Below are 13,427 nucleotides of genomic sequence, written 5' to 3' on the forward strand. Positions count from 1 at the left end.
CTCACGCCTCAGAACTGGATGGCGCCGGCGAGCGAAAAGCGATCGCTGGTCGGCAGATGGTCGTCGCGATGCTGGCGGCCCCATTCCAGGGTCAGGCTGGCGTTGGTCACATCGCCCGCAAGCGCCGTGCCGACCTTCAGGCCAAGCCCGTAGGACGCGCCGACAATGTCGGCCGTCTCGAGCACGGTCGGCATTTCGAGATGGACCTGGCCGACAGCGCCGAAAACATAGGGCGACAGCGAAACGATGCCGCCGGTGAACGGCACGTACCAGGGCGAGGACACCTCGCCGCGCAGCATATAACCGGAATCGCCCTGCAGCGCGCCGGCGTCGAAGCTCGACAGGCCGTTGGACCCGGTGAGCCCGATCTGCTCCGACTGCAGCAGCGGCTTGCCGAATGAGGTCTGCGCACGGGCGTAGAGATCAAGGCCGAGATGAGTGGCCAAAGGCTGGCTGTAGCTGGCCGAGACCTCCAGTTTCTGGAAGTCGGCATCGGCGCCCTGGCGCGACAGCGGCAGCAGCGGTGTGGCGTCGGCGGCCGAGCGCGCGCCGAGCCCGTCAATGCCGAACGAAGCCACGACATTGCCGGTAAAGACCCCGCCGAGCGGCGTGAACCAGGTGGCGTCGGTGCCGAACCTGACGATGCGCAGCCGGTCCTCGGCGATGGGCAGCGAGACCGGCGTCACCGCATTGAGGAAATCGTTCTGCGCGTCGAAGGAGAGTTCGCTGCTGACGGTCAATGCGCGGCCGCGGATCCAGGGATAGCGAAGCCTGGCCGAATATCGCTCGAATTCACTGCCGAAGCCGAGCGTGCCCGGCTCGGCGGTCGGGTTGGCGCGCGTGCGGGTGGCTTCCAGGTTGAGTGTCAGCCCGTCATAGCCGATCGGCACGACGATGCCGGCGGCATAGTTGCGGTTTCGCGGGGCATCTGTGAAGAGGCCGCTCTCGCCGCCGTCGGGATAGCCGCCAATGCGCACATAGACGAGTTCGCCGAGACCAAGCAGCGAGTTGAAATCGACGCCGACGCCCGTCGACCAGCGCTGCAGCGATGGCGAGAGCGAGTTGTCCACGGTGGCCTGGCCGCCACGCGGGCGGTACTTGCCGTCGATGACCAGCACGCTGGCGCCCTTCGCCGTGCCGGCCTGCAAGGTCGAGCGCAGCCTGGCGCCCGGCGTGTCGCCGGCCAGGAGCAGCTTGCGCTCGATCGCCGACAGCTTGATGCTTTTCTGCCCGACCAGCGGCGCCAGCGTTGCCTCCACCCGCCCGCGTATGCGATCGGGCAGGTTGCTGGTGTCGATCCGCTCGAGATAGCCGTCGATGACGACGAGCCTGAGCCTGGCGCCGTCGTTGAGTTTCTGCGCCGGCAGCACGATCCGAACCAGAGCGTAGCCGGCCCGGCCATATTCGGTCTCCAGCGCGCGCGCCGCGGCAAAGATCTCCGCCGCCGTCACCGTGCGATGGGCAAGGCCCGCGACGAGCTTGCGCGTCGCCTCGGCCATGTCAGGCAGGCCGCCCTCGACGCTGACGTCCCTGAGCTTGACCTTCAGCTTTTCGGCGCCCGCCGGCGCTTGGAGACCCGAACCTTCCGGGATGGAAACGCCGACCGTGTCGGTTTGCGGTGGCGGCCGGAAGCTTGGCGGCGTGATCTGGCTGGCGGTCTCGGCGAACGCACTGGTCTGAAACGACAGACATGCCGTGGCGGCCAGCAGGATCGGCAATATTCCACGCGCCGACGGCCCGCCGGAAACAGGCAGGCCGTCGGCATTCTTGCCAATCGCGATTTTTTCTCGATAATCCACTCAGTCACTCGCATTTCGAAGTAGAACGCGGCAAAGCTTCGCCGCCGCGCGATGTCTTATCGCTCGTCAAAACCACGGCTGGTCTGCACTCATGTCCGAAAGGCGTGCCCCCGCCGCTCGGATGAGGCGGAAACTATGCCTGGCCCTAAGGAAGGTCAATTCAACGGGCGGCCGTTCGGCTGACTATTATTGGGAGGGGTTTTCCAAGCCATAGCAATCAGTTAGCGGACTGAACCACGAACCCGTCACTGTCGATCCGAGCCTCGGCTGGCCTTGTTCTCCGCAGCTGGTACGTCTGGACACAAGTGTTGAAGGCTGAAAAAAGGAACGCAACTTTGCTGCCCGAGTTGATTCAAGAGATCAGGAGATCCGCGCTGAATCTGGAAGACATAGCGGCCCATCCGGCCTTGCACCGCTACGTACAGGAACAGTCGCAGTCCCTGATCCGAATCTATGAGGAAACCCCGCGACTGGCTTCCATCTTTGCCACGCAGCAGCGCTGGCTGATGGCCCATGTCGGCCTTGCCATGCATTTCCGGCGCGACCCGAACGACCGCCGCAAGGAGCTGACCGTATCGCGTTTCATCGAGGTCGTGCACAAGAACGCCGTGGCCAGCCGCAACACGGCGGATGCTTTCATCAAGGAGATGCTGCACTACAACATCGCCGAGTATGTGGCCGGCGGCGACGGCCGCACGCATCCCCTGCAACCGACGGCGGCCACCATCGAGCGATTCACCGGCTGGGTGACCGCCCATCTGCGCACACTTGACCATATCGATGGCGGCGACCGGCTGGGCCGATATCTGGATCGGCCGGACATGCTTGCCACGCTGCAGCCGCTGATCGCTGACGGCCTGCTGGCCTCAAAGCCGGTGCGCGAACCCAACCAGACCTTTTCCCTGTTCATCTGGCTCAACAATGGCGGCATCGTCATGGATTGGCTGATGTCCGGCATCGATCCCGACCATGCCGGCCTGGAACGGATTCCGACCAGCGTGGTTTCGATCGGCGATTTCGCCAAATGGCTCAAACTGTCGCGGACCCATCTTGGCCGCAAACTGCGCACCGCCGAGGAACTCGGCAGCATTGGCTGGCTCGGCCAGCGAGGCCATTCGGTGATGTGGGTGTCGCACAGATTCTACGAGGAATACATGACCGTGCAGGCCGCCAAGCTGGCTGTCGTCGACAACGCCTTCAAAGCTTGTTTTCCGCGGTCGCAAGGCGATGACTGAGCCGCGCCCCGCGCAAATTAGGTCGGACAAGAAGAGATTACCGATTTACGCTTCCTCGCGGCAATGAAGCTGCGTCCTTGACTGTGCCACCGCACGCACTCACCCACTATTGATGGCCAGTGTCTGGACACGAGCCCCGAAGGCTGAAAGTGTACATTTGCGTCGCGACAAGGGGGCTTATCGCAGCGGGGGAGAATGACGCTAACGTCGGAAGAGATTGCCGGTCATCCGGCATTGCATCGTTGTGTCCGCGCCCAGGCGCAGGCGATGAACCAGATCTATGAAACGAACCCGCGGCTTTCCTCGGTGTTCGCCACCCAGCAACGCTGGCTGATGGCCCATATCGGCCTTGCCCTGCATTTCCGGCGGGAGCCCGGCGACTATCGCAAGGAGCTGACGACGGCGCGTTTCATCGATGTGATCCGCCAGAATTCCGTGGCCAGCCGCAACACCGCCGACGCCTTCATCAAGGAGATGCTGCACTACGGTTTCATCGAGTATTTGCCCGCGACGCAGGACGGCCGTATCCGCCCCCTGCAGCCGGCGCCGGCTTCGCTGGGGCCGGTCATAGGCTGGCTGATGGCGCATCTGCACACGCTGGACAGCCTCGACGGTGCGAACCGGCTGGCCCTGTACCTGGCCCGGCCGGACGCACTGGCCATGGTGCAGCCACGGATTGCCGATGGCTTGCTCTCCTCCAACCCGGTGCGCGAGCCCAAGCAGACTTTTTCCCTGTTCACCTGGCTCAACAATGGCGGCGTCGTCATGGATTGGCTGTTCTCGGGCGTGGATCCCGACCATACCGGCCTCGATCGGATCCCGACCGGCATCGTCTCGATCGGCGATTTCGCCGAGTGGCTGAAATTGTCGCGAACGCACCTTGCACGCAAGCTGCGCGCCGCCGAGGACCTCGGCAGCGTCGGCTGGCTCGGCCAGCGCGGTCATTCGGTGATGTGGGTGTCGCGCGACTTCTGTCAGGAATACATGAGCGCCCAGGCGGTGAAGCTGGCTATCATCGATGCCGCCTTCGCCGAAGCCTTTGGTCCGGCGGCTGGCCGCTGACCGGTACGGCATCCCCACGCGGGGGATGCACGAATCCGTCGAGCCCGCTAGCACTCCAATTGCCGCTCTGCGCGCGGCGCCATGATTGGAGAGGACCCCGCATGAAAAGACGCTACGAAAGGCCGACGCTGGACAAGCGTCAGAAGCTGTCCAGCATTACAGCGGCATGTACGCCCTCCACCTGCGTCGATTGATGCTCGCCGAGAATCACCGACGCTGACCTTGGGCAGACCCCGGCGTTCTCAGTCGATGTCGAACGAGACGCCCTGGGCCAGCGGCAGCGCCTTCGAATAGTTCACCGTGTTGGTGGCGCGGCGCATATAGGCCTTCCACGCATCGGAGCCGCTCTCGCGGCCGCCGCCGGTTTCCTTTTCGCCGCCGAAAGCACCGCCGATCTCGGCGCCCGAAGTGCCGATATTGACGTTGGCGATGCCGCAGTCCGAACCGTCGACGCCCAGGAATCGCTCGGATTCCTGAAGGTCGCGGGTGAAGATCGACGAAGACAGGCCCGCACCCACCGCATTGTGTTCGTCGAGCACGGCGTCGAAATCGGAATATTTCATCACATAGAGGATCGGTGCAAAGGTCTCTTCCGTTACCGGCGAGACCTGTTTCGGCATCTCGACCAGGGCCGGATGCACATAATAGGCATCCGGGTGGCCGTTCTCGACCCGCGTACCGCCGGTCACCTTGCCGCCATGGGCGGTGGCTTCCTTCAACGCGTTCTGCATGGCGTCGAACGCGGCCTTGTCGATCAGCGGCCCGACCAGCGACGAGGTCTCCAGCGGATTGCCGACCGACACGCTCTGATAGGCCTTCTTCAGGCGCGGCACCAAGGCATCGTAGACGCTCTCATGCACGAACAGGCGCCGCAGCGTCGTGCAGCGCTGGCCGGCGGTGCCCATGGCGCCGAAGGCGATGGCGCGCAGCGCCATGTCGAGATCGGCGGTCGGGCAGACGATCCCGGCATTGTTGCCGCCGAGCTCCAGCACGGCACGCGCAAAGCGCTTGGCCAGGCGCGGGCCGACGTCGCGGCCCATGCGGGTCGAGCCGGTGGCCGAAACCAGCGGCACCTTGGGATGGTCGACCAGGATTTCGCCGACGGCGCGGTCGCCGATCAGCACCGGCGCCAGACCCTGCGGCGCATCAGTGCCGAAACGCTTGACCGCGCGTGCAAGGATCGCCTCGCAGGCAAGCGCCGTCAGCGGTGTCTTCTCCGACGGCTTCCACACCACAGCGTCGCCGCAGACCAGCGCCAGTGCCGCATTCCACGACCACACCGCGACCGGGAAGTTGAAAGCGGAAATGACGCCGACCACGCCGAGCGGATGCCAGGTTTCCATCATGCGATGGCCCGGACGCTCGGTGGCGATGGTCAGGCCATACAATTGCCGGGACAGACCGACGGCGAAATCGCAGATGTCGATCATCTCCTGCACTTCGCCGAGCCCCTCGGACGGGATCTTGCCGACCTCGATCGAGACCAGCCGGCCAAGCTCGGCCTTGTGCGCACGCAATTCCTCGCCGAGCAGCCGCACCAGTTCGCCGCGCTTCGGGCCGGGCACCAGCCGCCAGGACTGGAATGCCTTGTGCGCGGCATCAATCGTCTTGGCCGCATCGGCCGGCGAGATGGTCTTCAGCGCCGCGATCTGTTCGCCCGTCACCGGGCTGTGCACGATCAGGTCGCCGCCGACAAGCGCGTCCTTGGCCACACCCAGTTTGGCCAGAAGCTCGGCCGTTTCCTTCGCTATGGTCATTTTTGTCCCTTTCAGATCCCGTCGTCATCATATGGCGTCGGGTCAAAGCCTCGCGCCATTCGCCCGCATGCCGAAATGGCACTTCAGGCACAGTCATGGCGTGGCCTTACTCGTTTCAAGGGAAAATCGCCACCCCGGCATGGTCTAAGCCCTGGTGACACGATTGAGCCAGATGGGCAAACGCGGCTCAGTTGGCCTTTTTCGCCGGCACACGCACGGCGCCGTCCTTCATCAAACGGTCGATATGCATGCGGATATGGGCCGCTTCCGCCGCCGTATTGGCCAGCGCGATGGCGCGGTCGAAGGCGACGCGTGCCTCCTCGCCCCGGTCGAGTTGCATCAGCAGCCCGCCCTTGAGGCCGAAGAAGTGAAAATAGCCGGAAAGCCTCTCTTCCAGCGGCTCGATCATGGCAAGGGCGGCTTCGGGGCCGCGTATCTTGGAAACCGCCACCGCGCGGTTGAGCGTGATGACGGGCGACGGCTGCATCTGTTCGAGCAGGCCGTAGAGCAGGTCGATCTCAACCCAGTCGGTGTCCTCGGCCTTCTCTGCCCGGGCATGCAAAGCGGCGATTGCCGCCTGCACCTGATAGGGACCCGGCTTGCGATGGCGCAACGCCTTGTCGACCAGCGCCAGTCCCTCGTCGATCATTTTGCGGCTCCACAGGCCGCGATCCTGGTCCTCGAGCAGCACGATCTCGCCGTCTGCGTCGAAACGGGCAGGCGCCCGCGCATGCTGCAGCAAAAGCAGCGCCGTCAGCCCCATGATCTCCGGCTCGGTCTGGAACAGCCGCAGCAACAGCCGGGCGAGCCGGATCGCCTCCTCGCACAGCGGTGCGCGGGCCGGCGCCTCGCCGCTGTTGGTCGAATAGCCTTCGTTGAAGATCAGGTAGACCATCGCCGCCACCGCGGCGAGCCGCTCGGAGCGTTCGACCGCGCCCGGCGTCTCGAACGGCACGCCGGCGTCGGCGATGCGCGCCTTGGCTCGGGTGATGCGCTGCTCCATGGCGCTCTCGCCGACCAGGAAGGCGCGCGCGATCTGCTTGACCGTGAGACCGGAGACGATGCGCAGCGCGACCGCGATCTGCTGCGTTGCCGGGAGGTCCGGATGACAGCAGATGAAGAGCAGCCGCAATATGTCGTCGCGATAGTGCGCGCCATCCAGCCGCTCGGCGATGTCGCTCTCGGCATCCTCCAGATCGGAGATCTGGTCCTCTTCCGGCATCGGCGCCTGCTTGGCGCGCTTGCGCACCGCGTCGATGCCGCTGTTGCGGCCGACGAAGATCAGCCAGGCCGCCGGGTCGCGCGGCGGCCCGTTCTGCGGCCAGTTCTTCAACGCCCTGAGACAGGCATCCTGGAAAGCTTCCTCCGCCGTATCGAGATCGCGGAAATAGCGCAGCAGCGCGCCCATTGCCTGCGGGCGGGCGGCGCTGATCGCGGAGCTGATCCAGGCAAGTTCGGTCATAGGGCAACCCCGGTGGGATTGAACACCGAGACCGGCCGGATCTCATAGGATCCGCCGCTCGGGTTGACCTCGGAGAGCTCACGGGCGAATTCGACGGCCTCGTCGAGATCGGCGCATTCGAGCGTGTAGAAGCCGAGGAACTGCTCCTTGGTCTCGGCGAACGGCCCGTCGATGACGACCGATTCGCCTTTCACTTTCCTCAGCGTCGTCGCCGCCGTCGTCGGCAAAAGCCGCGCCACCGGGCCAAGCCGGCCGGCCTTGGCGTACTTGTCCTGAACGTTGAGGAGATTGGCCATGACTTCGTCATCCTGCGCCTTGCTCCAGGAGCTGACGACGTCTTCGGAGGCATAGCAGAGTATGGCGTAGAGCATGGGTGGTCCTTTTCTGTATCAAAGGACGAAACAGTATGACCGATCCCGACACGACGTCGATAAAAAAAGACGGATAGAGCGACCGTCAATTGCCGCCGGTCACCGTTCGTGCGTCTTCAACCATCTCAGCACGAGCGCTTCCTCGTCATCGAGACCCTCGATGGGCCGCTTGCGCTTGTTGGCTTCCGCCATTTCGGCCAGCAGCCGCCCCTGCGACCATGCTTCGAAAACCTGCGGATGAATATAGCATTTGCGGCAGACGGCGCGTGTGTTGCCCAGCCGCTCGGCCACCGTGTCGATGACGCTGTTCATCACCCGCCTTTGCTGGGCTTGGGCTTCGGGCAGCTCCGTCTGTGCAAACAGCGACGCGGCGTGGATGGTGCCGCCCCAGGTGCGGAAGTGCTTCGAACTGAACGCATCGCCGGCGGCGCCCCTGATGTAGCGGTTGACGTCGTCGGAGTGGACCGGGCGTCGGCTGCCGTCCTCGTCGAGATACTGGAACAGCTTCTGGCCCGGCAGGTCCTGCGCCCCCCGCACGATACGGGCGATACGGCGATCGACCAGCTTCAGTTTCCATTCCTTGCCGGACTTGCCCTTGAAGGCAAAGCGCAGGCTCGATCCCCTGATGTCGACATGGCGGTCGCGCAACGTCGTCAGGCCGAAGCTCTTGTTGTCACGCGCATAGGCGGCATTGCCGACGCGGATCATCGTGTTGTCGAGCAGCCAGACGACCGCGGCGACGACGCGTTCGAACGGCAGTCCGTGGCGGCGCAAATCGCCGTCTATCGTGCGCCTCAGCTTGGCCAGGCTTTCGGCGAAGGCAACGAGGCTCGAATATTTGACACCGTCGCGTTCTTCGGCCCATTGCGGATGATAGCGATACTGCTTGCGCCCCCGCTGATCCCTGCCGGTCGCCTGGATGTGCCCATCGGCATCAGGCGAGATCCAGACATCCGTCCAGGCCGGCGGAATGACGATCGCCTCGATACGCGCCCTGGCGGCGTCCGAGACCGCTTTCCCGTCCGGTCCCTTGTACGAAAATCCCTTGCCGGTCTTCAGCCGGCGGATACCGGGCTCGGCATCGCTGACATAAGTCAGCGCGGTGTGCTTGGCCGAGCTTTGCGCCCCATTCTTCGGCGCAACGTCGTCGTCGGTTGGCCGGCCGTGCGGCAATCCGGGTCTCTGCAGCATGCAAGCTCCACGCAAATATGCGTAGATAAGCTGTTGACCGACGGCTGGTTCCACGCCCGCGCGAAAGTCGGCTGTCGCGGCAAGCGAACCTTGCGACTACAACACGCCCTGCAATTCGACCCGCGGCGCCGACAGCCGCCGTCGCACCGCGAGCTTGAGCCTATAGCGCAGACAGCGCCAGGCTTCTGACCGCCGCTTTGGCGCGGCCGCGGCCACTGCCAGGAAGCGCTCGGCGATGTCCAGGTCGCCGCGCGCATAGTGGACGCGGGCGATCTTGAGGGCGACAAGCCCCTCCCTGGTCTTGAGCGCCGAGACCGGGATGCCGCAATTGGTGAGCGTGCGCAATTCCCGGCGCCACTCCAGGAAGCGCCGCACCGGGTTGATTGCAAAGCGGTCGTCGGAACGGGCCGGCGAAACCTCATAGACCATGACGGGTTGCGGCGTCATGGCCAGCGAAGCCTTGCTCATCAGCCGCGCCCAGAACAGCGTGTCCTCGTCATAGGCAAGGCCCACCGGGAACCGTGTATCGCCAATCAGTTGCCGGGACGCCAGCACGCTGCCCACCGCGACGGAACGTATATCGCCTTTCACATAGGCCGATGCATTTGCCAGGCACGCGGCCTGATAGCCGTTCGGAATCTTGATCTGCCGATCCTGGCCGTTCACCCGCCGCCGGTAGGCGCCAACGATCATGCCGGCTTTCGGCTGGTTCTCCGCCTGCCGCAACAGCGCGCGCAATCCGCCCTGAAGATGCAAATCGTCGGCATCGATCAGGTACACCCAGGGATGGAGCACTTGCGCCAGCGCCACGTTGCGGGCGGCGCCGGCGTCGCGGCATTCGGCCGGCAGCACGCGCAGCGGCAAAGCCAATTGCGCCGCTGCCTGCCGTGCGACATCAGCCGTGTTATCGATCGATGCATCGTCGACCAGCAGGACTTCGCCGATCACCTCGGCCTCACCGGCGAGTGACGCCAGCGTCGTCGCGATAGTAGCCGCAGCATTGTGGGCAGGAATGACGACGCTGACCGCTTTCAACTACAATACCCCGCGCCCGCGCCCATTGGCAGTATAATGGCTGTCCCTCGAAACGGACGGAGATTAGCGGCCCCTTCGATGTTTGAGAAGTCGCTTCGTCCACCCACAATTGCAATAGCGGAACGCCTCGCGCTTTATCAACCCGCTTTTCATACCTTCTCGAGCACTACCGGAATGACGTCGACGGCCTGCTCGCCGACCTGTCCGCCAGTGGTCTTCAGCACGCCGACGATCGGCGCGACGTCGGAATAGTCGCGGCCGTAGCCGACGGTGATATGGTCGTTGCTGGCGCGCATGCCGTTGGTCGGGTCGAACTCCTGCCAGCCGGCGTCCCGCCCGCACCAGACCTTGACCCAGGCATGCATGGCGTCAGCGCCTTCCAGCCTGGGCTTGCCCTTGGGCGGTATGGTACGCAGGAAGCCGCTGACATAGCCGGCCGGAATGCCGAGCCCGCGCAAGCCCGCGATCATGATGTGTGAAAAATCCTGGCAGACGCCGCGCTTCAGCCGGAAGGCATCGCTTGCCCGGGTCCGCACCGTGGTCGCCTCGCCGTCATAGGTGAAATCGCGATGGATGCGGTTGCACAGATCCATTGCCGTGCCGGCGGCCGAGGTGCCGACACTGTCCTTCGCGTAGGTGGTGATCGCCGCATCGATACCGGAGTGGGCGCTTCCCGCCAGAAAATGGTGCGGCGAGGCAGACGCCAACGACCGCACCGCGGCCAGTTCCTGCCGCAGCCGCCCGATATCGGGCGACACGTCGAGCCCGGGCTCGGGCCGCGACACCGAAACGCGTGCACTCATCCTGATGTCGAGCGCGTCATGCGCGTCGCGAAAAGCGATCGAGGTGACGTTGTTGCCGAAGAAATCCGAGAAATCCGACCGCTCGTTGGGTGCCGGGGCAAAGGACAGCGACGCCGCAATGACGCGCTGCACGCCTGATATCGTCGATGGCAGCACGCGGATCTGGTGGCGGCCGCCGCCCGCCGCCGCTGCATAATCGTAATGGAGATGAAGCCTGATGTCGTAAAGCATGAGCTACTTTTCTTGTTTTGCCGCAGGTTCCTGCCGCAAAACCGTGAGACACTTTTGCAGAACCTGCTTAGCCGAAATAGGCCTTGGCGAGGCTGTTGTAGAGACCGCCGATTTCATAAGCGAGTTCGTCCAGCGCCTTTGCCGTCATGTCCGAAGGCTCCTTGATGGCGATGGCCGTGTTGAGCTGCAGGATCTCCTTGGCCGCTGGCGACATGTGCCCCTCGCCGCCGACCGATGGCAACAGGCCGATCTCGGCCTTCAGCCTTTCCAGCTGGAACAGGATCGAGCGCGGATTGAGCGGGTCGAGCGCCAGAAGATCGATTACCGTGCGCCGGCCGGCCTGCACCGGATATTGCCGGCGATGGGTCATGACGCTGTCGCCGATCTCCAGCATCATGTCGAGCGCGCCGTCCGGCGCCTTGGGGTTGGTCAGCCGGGACAGCGTACGGGCGATCTGGATGCCGCGCTCAAGCCGCCGGCCGATCTCGAGGAACCGCCAGCCGGCGAAGCGGTACATGTTCTCATGCAGCAGGCCGGAGAAACCGGCGAGCTTGCGCAGGATCACGGTCATGGCCCGCGTCGCGTCATCGCCCGGCGCCACCGTCGTCGCGAACTGGTGGATGGTCTTCGACAGGTCCTTGAGTGCCAGCCAGCCATCGGGGGAAAACCGGTCGCGGATCTGGCCCGCGCTGTAGACCGCGCTGTCGAGCGTGCCGATCAGCCCCGACGGGATCGCCGTCTCGACGTCGATGCCGAACGGTTCGAGATAGTCCCTGATGTCGGCCAGCAGCGGCATGTCCGGATCGGATGTCTCGGCCAGCCGCACATGGTAGGCGCGCAGGATGCGCACCGTGTCTTCCGAGCGCTCGATATAGCGGCCGAGCCAGGTCAGGTTCTCGGCCGCGCGGCTCGGCAGGCTGCCAGGCCTGGTACGCGTGAAGCTGTCACCCTCCTGCGGCAGCAGCGTCTCGCGCTCGACGGGCCTGTCGCTGACCACCCAGACGTCCGCCGCCTGGCCGCCGCGCTGCATGGCGATCGCCGTCGGGTCGAGCGACAGGCCGACACGGGCGAACCCGCCCGGCATCACCGTCCAGCCATCGGGCGTGCGCGCCAGGTAGACGCGCAGGCTCGCCGGCCGCGGCTCCAGCCAGCCGCCGACAAAGACCGGTGTCGTCGACAGCGTCACCGCCTCCTGGCCGACGAAGGCGCCGCCATCGCGTTCGATGCGCGCCACCAGTTCGGCCCGCTCGCCGGCCGACAGCGTCGAGCCGAGCGTGGTCTGGCCATCATCCTCGAAGGCAAGTCTCGTCGACAGCGCCGGGCCGACCACCATGCGGTCGATATTGGCAAGCACATGGGCGCGTTCGGTCGCTTGCCCGCACCACCATGTCGCGACGCTCGGCAAAAGCAGCTCCTCGCCGCGCAATTCGCGCGCGATCTTGGGCAGGAAGGCGAGCAGCGCCCGCGTTTCCATCAGCCCTGAGCCCAGCGCATTGACGGTGGCAACCGCGCCCCGGCGGATCGCTTCCACCAGCCCCGGCGTGCCGATCTGCGAATCCGAGCGCAATTCGAGCGGATCGGCAAAAGCCGCGTCGAGACGCCGCCACAGCACGCTGATCGGCATCAGGCCGGAGACGGTGCGCACCATCAGCCTGCCGCCGGAAACGGTCAGGTCCTCGCCTTCCAGCAGCATGATACCGAGATAGCGGGCGATATAGGCGTGTTCGTAGTAGGTTTCGTTGAGCGGCCCCGGCGTCAGAATAGCAACGCGGCCGTCGCTTTCCCTGGCCATGCCGATCAGCGCATCGCGGAAACGGCGGAAGAAGCCGGCCAGGCGATGCACATGCATCTCGCCATAGATGTCGGACAGCGCCCGCGTGGTGGCGACGCGGTTCTCCAGGGCAAAGCCGGCGCCCGACGGCGCCTGTGTGCGGTCGCCCAGCACCCACCACTGGCCGTTAGGCCCACGGCCGAGCTCGAAGGCACAGAAATGCAGGTAATGGCCGCCGGCCGGCGTGGTGCCCACGACAGGCCGCAAATATTCGGGGCTGGCGGCGATCAATCCCGCCGGCAGGATGCCTTTTTCGATCAGCCGGTTGCGCCCATAAATATCGGCGATGGTTTCCTCGAACAGCTCGGCGCGTTGCACGAGCCCAGCGCTGATCGCGGCCCATTCGGCGTCTTCGATGAGCAGCGGCACATGCGCCAGCGGCCATTCGCGTTCATTGGCGCCGGCCTTGTCGTAGACACGGTAGTAGACACCGGCGTCGCGCAGATACTGGTCGGCGCGGGCAAAGCGCTGGCCGAGCTTCTCGGCACCGAGATCGTCGAGCGCCTCGATGAAATGCTTCCACACCGGACGAGGATTGCCTGCGGCGTCGACCATCTCGTCGACCACACCGTCGATCGGCTGGTAGTGCTCCAGCAGGCTGTGGATCTGCGGCTTGCCGCGTACCCTCTTGTGATTCCCCTTTGCCATCG

General features: G+C 64.9%; 10 protein-coding genes. 2 read left to right on the forward strand and 8 right to left on the reverse strand.

Annotation, left to right across the window (positions count from 1 at the left end; all coding sequences use genetic code 11):
- Positions 1–8: 8 nt before the first annotated feature.
- The gene (locus tag QQK95_RS02625) at positions 9–1,799 is read right to left on the reverse strand and encodes a ShlB/FhaC/HecB family hemolysin secretion/activation protein (RefSeq protein ID WP_284268597.1); all 1,791 of its coding nucleotides are present in this window, start codon (positions 1,797–1,799) and stop codon (positions 9–11) included.
- Positions 1,800–2,305: 506 nt separating this feature from the next.
- Between QQK95_RS02625 and QQK95_RS02630 the strand changes: the two genes are divergently transcribed.
- Both QQK95_RS02630 and QQK95_RS02635 read left to right on the forward strand, forming a co-directional pair.
- Entirely contained in the window at positions 2,306–3,034 is a 729-nt protein-coding gene (locus QQK95_RS02630; protein ID WP_322791205.1) for a hypothetical protein, read from the forward strand.
- Positions 3,035–3,229: 195 nt separating this feature from the next.
- Entirely contained in the window at positions 3,230–4,096 is an 867-nt protein-coding gene (locus tag QQK95_RS02635) for a hypothetical protein (protein WP_284268607.1), read from the forward strand.
- A 242-nt stretch (positions 4,097–4,338) separates the two neighbouring features.
- Here the strand turns inward: QQK95_RS02635 and amaB are convergent, their stop codons facing one another.
- The 7 genes from amaB to QQK95_RS02670 form a co-directional block, all read right to left on the reverse strand.
- Positions 4,339–5,853, reverse strand: a complete 1,515-nt coding sequence (amaB, locus tag QQK95_RS02640; RefSeq protein ID WP_284268608.1) for an L-piperidine-6-carboxylate dehydrogenase — start codon at positions 5,851–5,853, stop codon at positions 4,339–4,341.
- Between the two features lie 187 nt (positions 5,854–6,040).
- Positions 6,041–7,315: an RNA polymerase sigma factor gene (locus tag QQK95_RS02645; RefSeq protein ID WP_284268610.1), complete on the reverse strand. Its 1,275-nt coding sequence runs from the start codon at positions 7,313–7,315 to the stop codon at positions 6,041–6,043.
- The gene (locus tag QQK95_RS02650; protein ID WP_284268612.1) at positions 7,312–7,686 is read right to left on the reverse strand and encodes a YciI family protein; all 375 of its coding nucleotides are present in this window, start codon (positions 7,684–7,686) and stop codon (positions 7,312–7,314) included. The genes QQK95_RS02645 and QQK95_RS02650 overlap by 4 nt, the downstream gene beginning before the upstream one ends.
- A gap of 99 nt (positions 7,687–7,785) precedes the next feature.
- Positions 7,786–8,877: a DNA topoisomerase IB gene (locus tag QQK95_RS02655; RefSeq protein ID WP_284268615.1), complete on the reverse strand. Its 1,092-nt coding sequence runs from the start codon at positions 8,875–8,877 to the stop codon at positions 7,786–7,788.
- A gap of 96 nt (positions 8,878–8,973) precedes the next feature.
- Positions 8,974–9,912 carry a glycosyltransferase family 2 protein gene (locus QQK95_RS02660; protein ID WP_284268617.1) on the reverse strand — a complete coding sequence of 313 codons (939 nt, stop codon included), beginning with the start codon at positions 9,910–9,912 and terminating at the stop codon, positions 8,974–8,976.
- Between the two features lie 149 nt (positions 9,913–10,061).
- Positions 10,062–10,946, reverse strand: coding sequence for a transglutaminase family protein (locus QQK95_RS02665; protein ID WP_284268618.1), 885 nt, complete (start codon positions 10,944–10,946; stop codon positions 10,062–10,064).
- A 67-nt stretch (positions 10,947–11,013) separates the two neighbouring features.
- The gene (locus QQK95_RS02670) at positions 11,014–13,425 is read right to left on the reverse strand and encodes a circularly permuted type 2 ATP-grasp protein (RefSeq protein WP_284268620.1); all 2,412 of its coding nucleotides are present in this window, start codon (positions 13,423–13,425) and stop codon (positions 11,014–11,016) included.
- Positions 13,426–13,427 lie beyond the last annotated feature (2 nt).

Source organism: Mesorhizobium huakuii, assembly GCF_030160235.1.
In the GTDB taxonomy this organism is placed as follows: Bacteria; Pseudomonadota; Alphaproteobacteria; order Rhizobiales; family Rhizobiaceae; genus Mesorhizobium; species Mesorhizobium huakuii.